13 protein-coding genes are annotated in these 15513 nt (G+C 68.9%); 7 read left to right on the forward strand and 6 right to left on the reverse strand.

The genetic code is table 11. From position 1 onward, the window contains the following. Positions 1–43 precede the first annotated feature (43 nt). The 3 genes from FDA38_RS39990 (at position 44) to FDA38_RS40000 (ending at position 6208) form a co-directional block, all read left to right on the forward strand. A complete protein-coding gene (locus FDA38_RS39990; protein WP_137259402.1) occupies positions 44–2992 on the forward strand; it encodes an AfsR/SARP family transcriptional regulator in 2949 nt (982 codons plus the stop codon). A 126-nt stretch (positions 2993–3118) separates the two neighbouring features. Then, the gene (glgB, locus tag FDA38_RS39995; RefSeq protein ID WP_267901784.1) at positions 3119–5293 is read left to right on the forward strand and encodes a 1,4-alpha-glucan branching protein GlgB; all 2175 of its coding nucleotides are present in this window, start codon (positions 3119–3121) and stop codon (positions 5291–5293) included. Positions 5294–5302: 9 nt separating this feature from the next. After that, entirely contained in the window at positions 5303–6208 is a 906-nt protein-coding gene (locus FDA38_RS40000; protein WP_137259404.1) for an NUDIX hydrolase, read from the forward strand. On the opposite strand, the gene FDA38_RS40005 is transcribed toward FDA38_RS40000, so the two are convergent. Together FDA38_RS40005 and FDA38_RS40010 are read right to left on the reverse strand one after the other, a co-directional pair. Then, positions 6198–7013 carry an aminoglycoside phosphotransferase family protein gene (locus tag FDA38_RS40005; protein ID WP_137259405.1) on the reverse strand — a complete coding sequence of 272 codons (816 nt, stop codon included), beginning with the start codon at positions 7011–7013 and terminating at the stop codon, positions 6198–6200. The genes FDA38_RS40000 and FDA38_RS40005 overlap by 11 nt on opposite strands. A gap of 21 nt (positions 7014–7034) precedes the next feature. Then, entirely contained in the window at positions 7035–7418 is a 384-nt protein-coding gene (locus FDA38_RS40010; RefSeq protein ID WP_137259406.1) for a DUF4870 domain-containing protein, read from the reverse strand. 80 nt (positions 7419–7498) lie between these two features. On the opposite strand from FDA38_RS40010, the gene FDA38_RS40015 reads away from it, so the two are divergent. Together FDA38_RS40015 and FDA38_RS40020 are read left to right on the forward strand one after the other, a co-directional pair. Further along, entirely contained in the window at positions 7499–8395 is an 897-nt protein-coding gene (locus tag FDA38_RS40015) for an alpha/beta hydrolase (protein WP_137259407.1), read from the forward strand. Positions 8396–8412: 17 nt separating this feature from the next. Then, a complete protein-coding gene (locus FDA38_RS40020; RefSeq protein ID WP_137259408.1) occupies positions 8413–9342 on the forward strand; it encodes an RNA polymerase subunit sigma-70 in 930 nt (309 codons plus the stop codon). Here FDA38_RS40020 and FDA38_RS40025 read toward each other — a convergent pair. Continuing rightward, positions 9323–10738, reverse strand: coding sequence for an MFS transporter (locus FDA38_RS40025; protein ID WP_137259409.1), 1416 nt, complete (start codon positions 10736–10738; stop codon positions 9323–9325). The two genes, FDA38_RS40020 and FDA38_RS40025, sit on opposite strands and share 20 nt — an antisense overlap. Positions 10739–10762: 24 nt before the next feature. Here FDA38_RS40025 and FDA38_RS40030 point away from each other — a divergent pair, with 24 nt between their 5' ends. Next, positions 10763–11179, forward strand: a complete 417-nt coding sequence (locus FDA38_RS40030) for a MerR family transcriptional regulator (protein WP_137259410.1) — start codon at positions 10763–10765, stop codon at positions 11177–11179. Here FDA38_RS40030 and FDA38_RS40035 read toward each other — a convergent pair. Further along, the gene (locus FDA38_RS40035) at positions 11155–12378 is read right to left on the reverse strand and encodes an RNA polymerase sigma factor (protein WP_137259411.1); all 1224 of its coding nucleotides are present in this window, start codon (positions 12376–12378) and stop codon (positions 11155–11157) included. The two genes, FDA38_RS40030 and FDA38_RS40035, sit on opposite strands and share 25 nt — an antisense overlap. Before the next feature lie 60 nt (positions 12379–12438). After that, the gene (locus FDA38_RS40040) at positions 12439–12810 is read right to left on the reverse strand and encodes a YciI family protein (RefSeq protein ID WP_137259412.1); all 372 of its coding nucleotides are present in this window, start codon (positions 12808–12810) and stop codon (positions 12439–12441) included. 114 nt (positions 12811–12924) lie between these two features. Here FDA38_RS40040 and FDA38_RS40045 point away from each other — a divergent pair, with 114 nt between their 5' ends. Then, a complete protein-coding gene (locus FDA38_RS40045; protein WP_137259413.1) occupies positions 12925–14361 on the forward strand; it encodes a flavin-containing monooxygenase in 1437 nt (478 codons plus the stop codon). 8 nt (positions 14362–14369) lie between these two features. On the opposite strand, the gene FDA38_RS40050 is transcribed toward FDA38_RS40045, so the two are convergent. Further along, complete coding sequence (locus FDA38_RS40050; RefSeq protein WP_137259414.1) at positions 14370–15509, reverse strand: citrate/2-methylcitrate synthase; 1140 nt, start codon at positions 15507–15509, stop codon at positions 14370–14372. Positions 15510–15513: the final 4 nt, after the last annotated feature.

Genomic DNA, 15513 nt, shown 5'->3' on the forward strand with positions numbered 1-15513 from the left:
AATTACAGAGCGTGGGTGGCCGACCACTGTAATACTTGCGCGTATGCCTCCCGAGCCGCTGCTAGAGGTCCGTGTTCTCGGCCCTCTGGTGGTCAGGCTTGGCGGCACCCCGCTCTCGGTCGACCGCCCGCTGGAACGGGCGCTGCTCGTCCGGCTCGCGCTGGCCGGCGGCATGTCCGTTCCGGACAACCGGCTCGCGGCCGACCTCTGGGGTGACGTCGACCTGGCCCGACCGACCGAGCGCCTCCGCGTCCTCGCGTCCCGGCTCCGGTCAGCACTCGAGCTCCCTTCACTCCTCACCCGCTCGAACGGCGGGTACGCGCTGGCGGCGCGCGTCACTGACCTGACCGAAGCCCGCGCCGCGGCCGATCAGATGCACGCAGCCGTCCGCTCCGGTGACCACGCCCTCGTCCGTACGTCGGCCCGCGCGGCGCTCTCCCACTGGCGAGGCCCATCCCTCGCCGACCTACGCACCGTCCCGTACTCCGTTGCCGAGGGCGAACAACTCGACGCGTGGCGACTGGCTCTCCAGGTCGAACTCCTGGACGCCGAGCTAGCCCTGGGCCACGCCGCCGAAGCCGCCCGCGAGCTCGAGGCGCTGGCGGGCGAAAACCCTTTACACGAACGCCTCTGGTGCCTACTGGCCCTCTCCCTCTACCGCACCGGCCGCCAAGCCGACGCCCTCTCCCGCCTCTCCAAACTCCGCACCCGCCTAGCCGAAGAACTAGGCGTAGACCCCACCCCCGACACGGCGGCGATGGAACTACGCCTACTCCGCCAAGACCCAACCCTCCTGCTAACCCCAACCCCACCCGCTCCGCGGGCGGGGCGGACGGTCGGAAGCGCGCCCCCCGCGCGAGCGGAGTCGGTGGTGGGCGGCGCTCCGGCGCCCACCGGGGTGAGCGGACTGCCGGCTCCCCTCACGAGCTTTGTGGGGCGTGACCTCGACCTCGCCTCGCTCGTGCGGCGGCTCGAGCAGCCTGGGTTGGTTACGTTGACGGGTGGGCCGGGGAGTGGGAAGTCGCGGTTGGGGTTTGAGGCGGCGCGGGCGGTGGGGCGCGTGGTGCGGGTTGTTGAGTTGGCGCCGTTGCAGCGGGAGAGTGCTGTGCTGGAAGCGATTGTGGGGGATGACGCCGGCGGGCACGATCCGATTGGGGCGGCTGCGGCGAGCCTGGATGGGTCCGTGCTGGTGCTCGACAACGCGGAGCATGTGGTCGAGCCGACAGCGGAGATCGTCGCCGGACTGCTCCGTCGGGCGCCCGCCCTCACCATCCTGGTCACCTCCCAGCGACCACTGCAGCTGGCCGCCGAGGAAGTCCGCCCGATGCGCCCCCTGGACGCACTCGACGCGGCCAAGCTGTTCACCGAGCGCTGCGCCACCGACGCCCACAGCGCCGACCCCGAGCAGATCGCAGCCATCTGTACGGCGGTAGACCGCTACCCACTAGGCATCGAGCTAGCTGCCGGTCTCACCCGCACCCTGACCGTCCCCCAACTCGCAAAGCGCCTCGCCGACCGCATGCGACTACTGGTCGCCGGCTCCCGCGACGCCCAACTCAGACACACCAGTCTGGTCGCCGCACTCGACTGGAGCCATCAACTCCTAGGTGACCGAGAGCGCGCAGTACTCCGCCGCATAGCCGTATTCGCCGGCGGCTTCACCCTCGAAGCCGCCGAACAGGTCGCCGACAACCCGCGCGACGTAGCACCCGCCCTGACCGAACTGGCCGACCGCTCCCTCCTCACGGTCGAAGCTGTGAACGGCCGCCGCTTCCGCCTCCTGGAAACCGTCCGCGACTACGCCCTGACCAAGCTCGAGGACGCACACGAAACCGACCAAGCCCGCAAAGCACAACTCGGCTGGGCCCTCAGCTTCGTCGAGACAGCCGCCCGCGACGACGACTTCGCATCGGCCGACTCGATCACCGAAGTCTTCGCCGAATGGCCCAACCTGCTCGACATCCTGGACCGCGCCCCAGGCACAGACCGGGCCGTCGTCGGCCTCCGACTAGCGCTCGCCCTCCACACCCCCTGGCTGATCAGAGGCTGGTACGCCGAAGCCGCCCGCCATTTCGCCGCACTGGCGGACGCCCCGAACGCAACCACCGCCGAACGAGTCGCCGCCCTCAGCAACCACGGCTTCGTCCTCACCATGCGCGGCCGCTTCGACGAAGCCGCAGAGGCCCTCACCGAAGCCGAGGCACTGGCCCGGACACAGGACGACGACAGCCTCACCCTGACAGCGCTCTACTACCGCAGCATCGTCGAGATCGAACGCGGCCATCTCACAGACGCGTTCACCCCCTTGCTGGCCGGCCAAGCGCTCGCCCGGACCTCACCGCAGCACGAACGCAGACTCTCCGCCTGCACCGACGCACTGGGCACCCTGTACGTCTACACAGGCCAACCCGCGAAGGCCCTCGAGTGCTACGAGACCTGCATCGTCGCGGACCGCGAGTACGGCGACGAGCACGGCCTGTCCCGCGGCCTCAGCAACCTCGCCGGCGCGCTCGTCAGCCTCAACCGGTACGACGAAGCACTCAAAGCAGCCGCCGAGTCCGACTACTACGCCCGCCGCCTCGACGACCGCCAGATCCTCCCGCTCAACGAGGTGATCCGCGGCGTGGTCGCCGTCGCCCGCGCCGACCTCGACGCTGCCGAGAAGTACCTGCGCTCAGCGGTCGAGTACGCCGTCGCCGACGACAGCGGCGTCACGCACGCGTACATCGACCTGGCCGATCTGCTCATCCTGCAAGGCGAAGTGGCCGAGGCAGCCGCCCTCCTCGACGCAGTCTTCGCCGAGACGACCGAGCAGAGCACCTCCTGGCTGGCCGCCCGGGCAGTAGCCACCGCGCTCGCCCTCGCGCAGGGCAACGGCCTGCAAGCCGCCACGCTGCTGGCCGAAACCACCACGATCTACACGCAGACGGGCTTCGCCTGGTCCAGGTACGCCGCCCGCCTCAACGCCGTACGAGAAGCTTTGGCCGATTGAGGATTGTGTACGTCGGGACTCGGCGGGTACGGGGTGCAGTGAAGACGGGGCTGATCGGGCAGGATGGGATTCATGGGAGAGCGCGAAGCTTTTGAGGAGCCTGTGGTGGCGGTTGAGGAGCCTGTGGTGACAGCGGTACCGGTCGATCGGACCGAGCTGGAGAGACTCGTCGGCGGCACGTACCACGATCCTCATCGGGTGCTCGGCCCGCATCTCGGTGAGCACGGTGTGACGGTGCGAGCGCTGCGGCCGTTCGCGAAGAGCGTCACCGTGCTGTACGACGACCACCGCCTCGATCTCCGGCACGAGTACGACGGCATCTGGGTCGGCGTACTCGACGTCGACAAGGTCCCGGACTACCGCCTCGAGGTGACCTACACCGACGGTCCCGCGACCGTGGTCGACGACCCGTACCGCTATCTCCCGTCGCTGGGCGAGGTCGACCTGCACCTGATCGGCGAGGGCCGGCACGAGCAGCTGTGGACCGTGCTCGGCGCCCACGTCCGCCGGTACGACGGCCCGACCGGGACCGTCACCGGTACGTCGTTCGCCGTCTGGGCCCCGAACGCGCAGGGGATCCGGCTGACCGCGGACTTCAACTTCTGGGACGGCCGCGCCCACCCGATGCGCTCGCTGGGCTCTTCCGGTGTCTGGGAGATCTTCGTGCCCGGCGTCGGCGCCGGCACGCGGTACAAGTTCGACATCTGCGGCCGCGACGGCGTCTGGCGGCAGAAGGCCGACCCGATGGCCAACCTGGCCGAGACTCCCCCGGCGAACGCGTCAGTCGTCACCGAGTCGGCGTACGAGTGGAGCGACGCGGCGTGGCTGGAGCGGCGCGCGCAGGCCGAGGCGTACGCCGAGCCGATGAGCGTGTACGAAGTACATCTCGGGTCCTGGCGGAAGGGCCGCTCGTACCGCGAGCTGGCCGACGAACTTGTTGCCTACGTCAACGACATGGGGTTCACCCACGTCGAGCTGATGCCGGTGATGGAGCACCCGTTCGGCGGATCGTGGGGCTACCAGGTCACGTCGTACTTCGCCCCGACCTCGCGCTTCGGCGACCCCGACGACTTCCGCCTGCTCGTCGACCGGCTGCACCAGGCCGGGATCGGCGTGATCGTCGACTGGGTGCCCGCACACTTCCCGAAGGATGCCTGGGCCCTGGCCCGCTTCGACGGTACGCCGCTGTACGAGCACCCGGATCCGCGCCGCGGCGAGCAGCCGGACTGGGGCACGCTGGTCTTCGACTTCGGCCGCCCGCAGGTGCGGAACTTCCTGGTGGCGAACGCGATCTACTGGGCCGAGGAGTTCCACATCGACGGCCTGCGCGTGGACGCGGTCGCCTCGATGCTCTACCTGGACTACTCGCGCCAGGACGGCCAGTGGGTCCCGAACCAGTACGGCGGCCGCGAGAACCTGGAGGCCGTCTCGTTCCTGCAGGAGATGAACGCGACCCTCTACAAGCGCGTCCCCGGAGTCATCACCGTCGCCGAGGAGTCGACGTCCTGGCCGGGCGTCACCCGCGGGACGCATCTCGGCGGGCTCGGCTTCGGCTTCAAGTGGAACATGGGCTGGATGAACGACTCACTCCGCTACCTGGAGCACGAGCCGATCCATCGGCAGTACCACCACCACGAGCTGACGTTCTCGATGATGTACGCGTACTCCGAGAACTTCGTCCTCCCGCTTTCCCACGACGAGGTCGTGCACGGCAAGGGATCGCTGCTGCGCAAGATGCCCGGCGACCGCTGGCAGCAGCTGGCGAACCTGCGTGCGTACCTGGCGATGATGTGGGCGCACCCGGGCAAGCAGCTGCTGTTCATGGGCTGCGAGTTCGGCCAGGAGTCGGAGTGGTCGGAGAAGGGCGAGCTGGACTGGTGGCTGCTGGACCACAGCGACCACCAGGGTCTGCAGCAGCTGGTCCGCGACCTGAACCGCGTCTACAAGGACACTCCGGCGTTCTGGCGCACCGACCATGACGCGGAGAAGTTCAGCTGGATCGACGCGAACGACGCCAGCAACAACATCTTCTCGTTCGTCCGGTACGGCGACGAGGGCGAGCCCACCGTGGCGTGTGTCGCGAACTTCTCCGCGATCCCGCACCACGGCTACCGACTCGGCCTCCCGTACGCCGGCCGCTGGGAAGAGGTCGTCAACACCGACGCCAACACGTACGGCGGCTCCGGCGTCGGCAACTTCGGCGCCGTCGAGGCCGACGGGCCGGAGTGGCACGGGATGACCACCAGCACCGAACTGTCCGTCCCACCCCTGGCAACGGTGTACCTACGCTTCACCGGGTAGCGTTCAGGGGTGACCGCCGTGGACCCCTTGTCAGATGGTGAGCTGACGCTGCGACCTTCGCCGCCGAACGGGCAGGTGACGACGTTCACCGTCGAGCACATCCACCCGGGCGGCCCGGAGCACGCGGGAGACACCCTGGGCACGGTCGAGGTGCGCCGGACCACGCCCGGAGTCGCTCTGGTCGTCTGGTCGCTCGACGGCGGCCCCGGACCGGCCCAGCAGGCGCTGCGACTCGTGTCGGAGTACGCATTCGCCGAGCTCGGGCTGGAGCGGCTGCAGGTCGAGGTCGACCCCGAGCTGCACTCGAGCGCCCGGGTGGCCATCCGGTCCGGTTTCCGGCGTGAGGGCGTGTTGCGCGGCGGCGCGCTGGTCGACGGCGAGCGCCGGGACGTCGCGATCTACGGGATGCGCAAGGACGACCCGCGGCCGGACTCGGTGACGGGCTGGACGGCGTTGATGGACTCGACGCTGCCCAAGAAGCGGGTGATCGCCCACGTCGTCGTACGCGACACCGCTGGGCGCGTCCTGCTCTGTCAGGTCAGCTACAAGAAGGACCTGGAGCTGCCCGGCGGTGTGGTCGAGCCCGACGAGGACCCGGCGACCGGTGCGTCCCGGGAGATGCAGGAAGAGATCGGTACGGCGCTGCCGCTGCTCGCCGTGCTGGCGATCGACTGGCTACCGCGCTGGGAGGGCTGGGGCGACGCGGTCGAGATCCTGTACGACGGCGGCGTACATGACCCGTCACTGATCGACGAGCTGCAGCCGGACGGCTTCGAGATCCGCGGCCTGTCGTGGCACGCACCCGAGGAGCTGGAAGGCCTGGTCTCGCCGCTGAATGCCAGGCGGCTCCCGATGCTTCTGGCCGCGCCGGATCAGCTCCACAACCTGCGAGCCGGCGTACCGATCACTTCGTGAGCTGGTTGACGCACCAGACGTAATGCCCGTCTCCGGCGTTCTCGTCGTAGATGGTCGCGGTGATGATCGCGTACGCCTGGCGGTAGAGCCGCATCCGCTCCCGGTCATGCCCGAGCTCTTCGAACCGCCCCAGCAGCAGCTCGTCCAGCCGCCGCGCCTCCGGCCCATACATGTCGAAGAACCCGGCCGCCAACGACGCCTCGAACGTGTTGTCCCCCGCGGTCGACAAGAACCCCCAGTCCAACACCGCCGCGACCCGTGCGCCGTCCATCAGCACGTTGGGCGGGCAGATGTCGCCATGCACCACACTCAACGCGAGGTCAGGCAGGCTGCTCAGCCCCTCAACCACCTGGTCCAACAGCCGAGGGAACCCAGGCACGTCCCGCTCGAGGTGAACCTTCGAGGCCGCCGCGCGACGCCCCACCAAGACCGCGAGACTCTCGCCCCAGGACTGCTTCCAGAAAGGCTCGTTGATCACGGTCATTGCCGTGGCCGCCGGTCCGGGGCGGGTGGATCGCAGCGCTTCGACGACCAGCACGAACGCGTCGAGGGCCTGCTCCTCCGGTAGACCGGCCTCGCGCAGCGGTACGCCGGTCAGCTTGTCCTCGACGCTGACCGCCAGCCCGTTCTCCCCCACGCCGATCTCGCGGATCCGCGGCGTACGGAACGGCAGCTCCGGCAGCTCGTCCAGGAACGCCTTCAGCGGCAGCACATCCTCCGGCCGCCGGTCGAACCAGACCTTCCGCACGGTCCCGTCCCCGAGGTCGTAGACCGCGCCTTCCATGCCCTGGCCGATGAGTTCCACCGGCCCGACCCTAGCCGACCGTCAACGGATGAACCGGATTGTCAACGGATACCGGTAGTCCTGTCCGCTCGACGCCGCGATCGTCGCCATCACGATGACCACCACCGCCGCGACCGCGCCGATCACGATCAGCGGCACGATGATCAGCACCCCGAGACCGAACGTGATCAGTACCAGCACCACCGCGATCGCCGTGTAGATCAGCAGGGAGATCTGGAAGTTCAGCGACTCCACCGCGTTCTTGCGGACGAACTCGGACCGCCCGCGGAACAGCAGCCAGATGATCAGCGGACAGAGGAACCCCATCGCGAACCAGGCCGCGATGAACACCCCCACATGCGCGAGCATCGCCCACGTGCGTTCTTCCGAGGCCGACAGCGCCGACCCTGAGCCCGGAGTGCTCATGCTCCCAGTGAAGCACGCCGATTCCTTTTCGCGGCAGCGCTGGTCAGTACCGATAACGACCAGCAACGAAAGGAACCACGATGGCGAGCAAGGAGTCGGAAGCAGTCCGCCGGCATTGGGCCAAGTCGCGGGCAGCGGCCGAGCAGGACACCCGCGAAGGCGACCAGGAACTGGACGACCACCGCTGGGCCGAGCTGACGACCGAACCGTCGGACGTGGACTACCTGTCCGTCGACGGCCGCGAGGCGCTCTGGATCAACCCGCACAACGCCGCCACGGACCGGGTCCTGCTGTGCCTCCACGGCGGCGGCTACGTCGGCGGATCGCGGTACTCACACCGGAAGCTGTTCGCTCACCTGGCTAAAGCCGTCGGGTCCCGTGCGCTCGTCTTCGACTACCCGATGGCGCCCGCGCACACACACCCAGCGCAGCTCGACCACGCGGTCGACACCTACCGCTGGCTGCTCAACCAGGGCCTCGCACCCGAGCACATCGTGTTCGCCGGCGACTCGGTCGGAGGCGGCATGGCCATCACCACCCAGCTCCGCGCCCGCTCGATCGGCCTGCCCTTACCCGCCGGTGCGCTGCCGTTCTCCCCCGCGGTCGACTTCGAGGCGACAGGAGCGTCGTACGACGGCAACCGCGACCGCGACGCGTTCTTCCACCGCGACCTGGTCCGTGGACTCGCCTACCTCTTCCTGGGACCGGACGGCTCGCCGCGGGACCCGTTCGTGAACCCGCTGTACGGCGACCTCACCGGGCTCGGGCCGATCTACATCCAGGTCGGCGGCGACGAAGTACTGCTCGACGACGCGAACATGCTGGCCGAGGCGGCGGAGAAGGCCGGGGTCGACGTACGGCTGGACGTGTTCCCGGAGATGCAGCACACGTTCCAGATGGCGGCGGGTCGCGCGCCGGAGGCCGACGATGCGATCCAGCGGATGGCACGCTGGGCACGGCCGGTGCTGGGCCTGTGACGATCGAGGAGGTTGTGGTGAGTGACTTCGGTAGCCGGACGGAGCCGTTCCGGAAGGAGCTGCTCGCCCATTGCTACCGAATGCTCGCGTCAGTGCACGAGGCCGAGGACGCCGTACAGGAAACGTACCTGCGCGCCTGGCGGTCGTGGTCGGCGTTCGAGGAACGCTCGTCGGTACGGGTGTGGCTGTACCGGATCGCGACCAACGTCTGCCTGACCGCACTCGAGCAACGCGGCCGCCGCGCCCTGCCGTCCGGTCTCGGCGCTCCAGCCACCGACCTCTCCCCCGGCACACCTCCCGACGACCCGTCCGTGCTCTTCGTCGAGCCGATCGCCGAGTCGCTGGTGCACGACCCGGCGACGATCGTGACCACGAGGGAGAGCCTGCGGCTGGCGCTCATCGCGGCGCTGCAGTACCTGCCGGCCAAGCAGCGCGCCGTACTGATCCTGCGTGAGGTGCTCGCGTTCCCGGCGGCCGAGGTCGCGACCATGCTCGACACCTCGGTCGCGGCGGTGAAGAGCACGCTGCAGCGAGCGCGAGCCCGACTCGACGAGAACCCGCCCTCAGAGGTTGTCGAGCCGGACGACCCACAGGCCCAAGCCCTGCTCGCGGATTACATCTCCGGCTTCGAGAACGCCGATCTGGCTGCTCTCGAACGGGCGCTGCGCGCAGACGCGGCGATCGAGATGGTCGGTACGACGGCCTGGTTCAACGGCCGCGTGATGTGCCTGCAACTGCTGGAGTCCGCGCTCGGCGAGCCCGGGGACTGGCGGATGATCCCGATCGTCGCGAACGGTCAGCCCGCGGTCGGCGCCTACTTCAAGGGCGAGGCGTACGGCGTCGCCGTACTCACGCCGACGGCCACTGGTCTGACCGGCATCCACGTCTTCAGCACACCGAGCCTCGTCCCGTACTTCGGTCTACCGCTCACACCGCCTGCGCCGTAAGGAGCGCTCGGCGGCTCGTGCTCGCCAAGGCCAGCGCCAGTACGACGAGTCCCATCGCGATGATCGGCCACCAGACCAGGTGGGCGGCGTGGACGAACGCCTGCGGATCGGTCGTCGCCTTGGCACCGACGATCGATCCGGCGATCGCGACGCCGAGCGACGTACCGGTCTGCCGGCCGACCGACGCGAGCGATGCCGCGAGGCCGGTCATCGACGCGGGCATGCCGGAGACCGCCGAGTTCGCGATCGGCGGGTTGATCGTGCCGAGGAAGACGCCGAACAGCAGGAAGATCGCGAGGATGACGGGCAGTGGTGTGGAGACGCCGATCGTCATCGACGCGGCTGCTCCGAGTGTCAGCGCCGTACCGGCGACGACGAGCGGCCAACGTGGGCCGTGCGAACCGACCACGCGGCCGGTGAGCGGCGACAGTACGCAGATCAGCAGACCGACGGGCAGCAGGGACAGGCCGGCGTCGAGCGCGGACAGGCCGCGGACGCTCTGCAGGTAGAGGGTCGTGACGAAGAGGAACGCGCCGAAGCCGCTGTAGGCGAACAGCGCGATCAGTACGGCGGAGCTGAACGGGACGCTGCGGAACAGGCGAAGCTCGAGCAACGGCTCCACGCGCCGGCGTTCGTACGCGATCAGCGCGACCGCCGAAACCGCTGCGACCACGAGCAGACCGACGATGAACGGCGTACCCCAGCCGTGCTTCTCCGACTCGATGATCGCCGACACGACGCCGCCGAGCACGAAGATCACGAGGAGCTGACCGACCGGGTCGAACCTGCGGCCGTGGGCGGCGCGGGACTCCGGGACGAACAGGCTCGTGAAGATCACTGCGAGTACGACGATCGGAAGGTTCACCCAGAAGATCGACCGCCAGCCGAGGCCGTCGACGAGCGCGCCGCCGAGGATCGGACCGAGCACGAGCGACAGACCGGCCGTCGCACCGAAGATCCCGATCGCCCGCGCCCGCTCGGCCCGGTCCGGGAACACCCCCACCACGATCGCCATCGCGACCGGGTTCAGCATCGTGCCGCCGACCGCCTGCACGGCCCGCGCGGCGATCAGCCAGCCGATCCCGGGCGCCAGGCTGCACAGCAGCGAACCGATCCCGAACACGATCAGCCCGAGCCGGAACATCCGGCGCCGGCCGAACCGATCCGCGGTCGAACCGGCCAGCAGCAGGAAGCTCGCCAGCACCAGCGTGTAGGCGTCGACGGTCCACTGCAGCCCGGCCGTCGAGGCCCCGAGCCCGTCCCGGATCGCGGGCAGGGCGACGTTCACGATCGAGATGTCCATCACCGAGATCAGCAGGCTCGCGCAGCAGATCACGAGGACGGCGTACCGGCGGACACTGGTCAGACCAGTGTCCTCGAGCGTTGAGAGGGTCATACCGACCACGCTAGGATTTAGAGCGTGCTCGAAGTCAATGAACGCGGGATCAGCATCGCCGAGGCCGCCGAACGCACCGGCGTCAGCGTCCACACGCTCCGGTACTACGAACGCGCCGGCCTGGTGGTCACCACCGTCGACCGCACCTCGGGCGGGCGCCGCCGCTACCGCAAGATCGACCTGGACTGGATCAAGATCTGCACGAAGTTCCGGGCCACCGGGATGCCGATCCGCGTGATCCGGCAGTACGCCGAGCTCGTCCTCGCCGGGCGTGGCAACGAGAAGGACCGGCTTGAACTACTCGAGCGGCACCGTTCCGACGTACTCACCCAGCTCGCCGAGCTGCAGGAGAGTCTGGAGCTCATCGACCACAAGATCGACGTGTACCGCGGCCGGATGGAAGCCGGCGACGCCGATCAGCTCTGGGCGCCCCGCGCCTGAAGCCTCGCCGTCAGGAAGCGGCGCTCGGTCTCGTTGGCGGTGAGCTCGATCGCTTCCCGATAGGCGTCGGCGGCCTCGTCCGCGCGACCGAGGCGGGTGAGCACGTCGGCGCGGGTCGCAGGCAGGTACGCGTACGTCGCCAGCGCGGGTTCCTTGCTCAAGGCATCCAATTCGTCCAGGACCGTGTCCAGATCCGCGCCGGGGACGAGGCTGTGCGCGGCAGCCCGGTTGAGCGCGACGATCGGGGTCGGCCAGCTCACCATCATCGCGTCGTACATCCGGACCACCTGACGCCAATCGGTCCTCTCCCAGGTCGGCGCAGTCACATGCAGCCCGGCGACGGCCGCCTGCAACGCGAAGCGCCCATGTCCTCGCTGGAGGGCCGAGGTCGCCCGCGAGACGCCCTCCGCCAGCAGTTGCGCGTCCCACCGCGAACGATCCTGATCCGCCAGCAGAACCAGCTCGCCGTCCGCACTCACCCGCGCGTCACCCCGCGCCTCGGTCATCAACAGCAACCCGAGCAACGCCTGCGGTTCCGGCTCGTCCGGCATCAACCGCTCCAGCAGCCGCGACAACTCCACCGCCCGACCGGTCAGATCCGTCCGCGTCAACTCCGATCCGGCCGCCACATGACCTGCCGTGTAGACCAGATGTACGACGGTCAGCACGACGTCCAGCCGCTTGGGCAGCTCGTGATCCGCGGGGATCCGGTACGGAATACCCGCGGCCGCGATCTTCTTCTTGGCCCGGGTGATCCGCGCCGCGGCCGTCGATTCGCTGATCAGCAGGACAGCCGCCACCTCGCGGGTCGTGAGCCCGCAGATCAGCCGCAGGGTCAGCGCTACCTGTGATTCGCGCGCCAGCGCCGGGTGGCAGCAGGTGAACACCAGCCGCAGCGGATCGGTCGGCTGCTCGACCTCGCCGGGCTCCTCGACCAGCAGCGGCAGCTTCCGCCACAGGTTCGTCTCCCGCCGCAGCCGGTCCAGCGCGAGACGCCGCGCGACCGTCGTCAGCCAGCCACCCGGATTCGACGGGATCCCGTCCGGCCAGGTTCGTAGCGCCTGGACGAACGCGTCCTGCGTGCAGTCCTCGGCCAGATCGAGGTCGCGCGTCAGGCGCACGACCGACGCGAGCACGGTCGACCAGCTCTCGCGATGAGCCTGGTCGACCACTCGCGTGACCTCTACCGCCTCAGTCATCGCTCGTCCCCCGCGGGTACGCCGACGGGACGGAACGTCGGCGTACCCGGCTCAGGCATGTCAGGCCGACGGCTGCGAGTCCGACGAGGTGTCCATCACCGGACGGACCTCGACATTGCCGGACGGGCAGATCTTGGCCAGCTCCAGCGCCTGGTCGAGATCGCGGGCCTCGATCACGTAGTAGCCGCCGAGCGCCTCCTTGGTCTCGATGAACGGACCGTCGGTGACGAGCGGCTCGGCGCCCTCGCGCTGCTTCACGGTGCTCGCCGTCGTCGACCGCTCGAGCGCCTCCCCACCGAGGATCCGCGCCCCGGCCTTCTCCACCGCCTCGGCGAACGCTCCGTGCAGCTTCATCGCCTGCTGCCAGTCGTCCGGCGTGACGTTGTCGTACCACTCTTCGCTGTCGTACAGCAGGAACATGTACTGCGCCATCTCAGGCTCTCCCTCGTGTAGGGCTTGTACTGAACATCTTGCTGACGATCGCCGCCACACGGAATCGACAACACCCGGGAAGAATCTTCATTACTGTTGAGTACTGTGAGTTCCATGGAGCACTTCGACGTGCTGGTCGTCGGCGCGGGCCTGTCCGGGATCGGCGCGGCGTACCGTCTCCAGACCCGCTGCCCGGACCGGACGTACGCCGTACTGGAGGCGCGGGACGCGCTCGGCGGCACGTGGGACCTGTTCCGGTATCCGGGGGTGCGGTCGGACTCGGACATGTTCACGCTCGGGTTCCCGTTCCACCCGTGGAAGGCGGCGAAGGCGATCGCGGACGGGCCGTCGATCCTCGACTACCTCCACGAGACTGCGTCGGCGTACGGCATCGACAAGCACATCCGCTTCGGGCAACGCGTCGTACACGCCTCGTGGTCGTCGGCGGACGCGCTGTGGACCGTTGAGACTGGCGACTCGCTTTATACGTGCTCGTTCCTGTACGTGTGCAGCGGGTACTACGACTACGACTCGGGGTATGTGGTCGATTTCCCCGGTCAGGATTCGTTCGAGGGCCGGATTGTGCACCCGCAGCACTGGCCGGCCGACCTGGACTACACCGGCCAGCGGGTGGTCGTCATCGGCAGCGGCGCGACCGCGGTGACGCTCGTGCCCGCCATGGCCGGTACGGCGGAACACGTGACGATGCTGCAGCGTACGCCGAGCTACGTCGCCTCCCGCCCCGCCCGCGACGCGTTCTCGGACCGGCTCCGCGCCGTACTGCCGGAGAACCTCGCACACCGGCTGATCCGCGGCAAGAACGTTGCCGTGAGCACCGCGCTCTACAGCGCGTTCCGCAAGTGGCCGGCGCATGCGGCGTGGTTGCTGAACGCCGGTGTGGCTCGGGAGTTGCCGGAGTCGATCCCGGTCGATCCGCACTTCACGCCGCAGTACAAGCCGTGGGACCAACGGTTGTGTCTGGTGCCGGACGCTGATCTCTTCAAGTCGTTGCGGGACGGGTCGGCGTCGGTGGTGACCGACGAGATCGTCCGCTTCACTCCGACCGGTCTGCTGCTGCGGTCCGGGGCCGAGCTTGATGCCGATCTCGTGGTCACCGCGACCGGGTTGCGGATGGTTGCGCTCGGCAACATCAAGGTGACGGTCGACGGGCGGCCGGTCGAGCCGCACGACACCTTTGTCTACAAGGGCATGATGCTCAGCGGCGTACCGAACCTTGCCTGGTGCATCGGGTACACCAACAACTCCTGGACGCTGCGCTCCGACCTGACCTCGCAGTACGTCTGCCGGCTGCTCAACCACCTGACCTCGACCGGCACACGGATCTGCGTCCCGGAGGTCGACCCGGCCGAGTACGACGCTCCGCCCCGGCCGGTGGTCGACCTGTCATCCGGGTACATTCGCCGGGCGGCCGCGATCCTCCCGCGCCAGGGCAGTCAGGGGCCCTGGCGCCTTCGGCAGAACTACCCGCGCGACCTGGTCACGCTTCGGTTCGGAGCGGTCGAGGACGGGGTCATGCAGTTCGTCGCCTAGCTGACCGTCTAGGCAATTGGGGCCGGCGGTTGCGGGCCGACGTACGTGGCGATCGGGCGGATGATCTTCGGGTCCTGGGCCTGTTCGAGGATGTTGGCGGACCAGCCGATGATGCGGCTGACCGCGAACGTCGGCGTGAACATCGCGCGCGGGATGCCGCAGAGCTCCATCACGACGCCGGCGTAGAACTCGACGTTCGCGTAGAGGTTGCGGCCGGGCTTCAGCTCGGCCAGGACGTCGACGATGCGTTGCTCGACGGTGGTGGCGAAGTCGACCAGGTCGCCGCCGATACCGCGGGCGATGTCGCGGAGCATCAGCGAACGCGGGTCCTCGGTTCGGTAGACCGCGTGGCCGAAGCCCATGATCCGGTCGCCCGCGGACACCTTCTCGCGGACCCAGGCGTCGATGCGATCCGGCGTACCGATCTCGTCGAGGCTCGCGAGGGCGCGGTCCGGGGCGCCGCCGTGGAGCGGGCCGGAGAAGGCGCCGATCGCGCCGGCGACGGCCGAGACGACGTCTGCGCCGGTGGAGGCGATCACGCGGGCGGTGAAGGTGGAGGCGTTGAAGCCGTGGTCCAGCGTCGAGACGAGGTAGTGCTCGATCGCGGTGGCGTGTACGGCGTTCGGCTCGGTGCCTGTCACGAGGTAGAGCCAGTTCGCGGCGGCGGAGAGGTCGGCGCGGGGCTGGAGCGGCTGCTGGCCTTCGCGGAGGCGGTAGAGGGCGGCGAGGATGGTCGGGGTGACCGCGCAGACCAGCATCGCGTCGGCCTTGCGGTGGGCCGGGTCGATGTCCCACAGCGGCTTGAGACCACGGACGGCCGCGAGGAGCGAGAGCGCGGTGCGGAGACCGGCGAGTGGGTTGAACTTGTCGCCGGCGGCCGCGATCGCGGGCAGGACCGCGCTGACCTCGTCGGGAAGGACGCGCAGCGGGGCGACCTCGGCGATGAACCGGTCGCGTTCGGCGTCGGTCGGGAGGTGGCCTTCGAACATCAGGTACCAGACGTCTTCGAGCGTCTTCGACTTGGCGAGATCGATCGCCGAGTACTGGCGGTAGTGGTAGAACCCCTCGTCCCCACGGACGTCGCCGAGGGTCGTCTCGGTGACGACGACGTTGCGCAGACCGGGCGGAACATTGATCACTGTTGACATATCT

The sequence above is a fragment of the Kribbella jiaozuonensis genome (assembly GCF_005233875.1).
Lineage (GTDB): Bacteria > Actinomycetota > Actinomycetes > Propionibacteriales > Kribbellaceae > Kribbella > Kribbella jiaozuonensis.

Bases quoted from the DNA above. Each gene is read 5' to 3' on its own strand.
- FDA38_RS39990 (WP_137259402.1), top strand. From the start codon at position 44: ATGCCTCCCGAGCCGCTGCTAGAGGTCCGTGTTCTCGGCCCTCTGGTG.
- FDA38_RS40010 (WP_137259406.1), bottom strand. From the start codon at position 7,418: ATGAGCACTCCGGGCTCAGGGTCGGCGCTGTCGGCCTCGGAAGAACGC.
- FDA38_RS40015 (WP_137259407.1), top strand. From the start codon at position 7,499: ATGGCGAGCAAGGAGTCGGAAGCAGTCCGCCGGCATTGGGCCAAGTCG.
- FDA38_RS40025 (WP_137259409.1), bottom strand. From the start codon at position 10,738: ATGACCCTCTCAACGCTCGAGGACACTGGTCTGACCAGTGTCCGCCGG.
- FDA38_RS40035 (WP_137259411.1), bottom strand. From the start codon at position 12,378: ATGACTGAGGCGGTAGAGGTCACGCGAGTGGTCGACCAGGCTCATCGC.
- FDA38_RS40040 (WP_137259412.1), bottom strand. From the start codon at position 12,810: ATGGCGCAGTACATGTTCCTGCTGTACGACAGCGAAGAGTGGTACGAC.
- FDA38_RS40045 (WP_137259413.1), top strand. From the start codon at position 12,925: ATGGAGCACTTCGACGTGCTGGTCGTCGGCGCGGGCCTGTCCGGGATC.
- FDA38_RS40050 (WP_137259414.1), bottom strand. From the start codon at position 15,509: ATGTCAACAGTGATCAATGTTCCGCCCGGTCTGCGCAACGTCGTCGTC.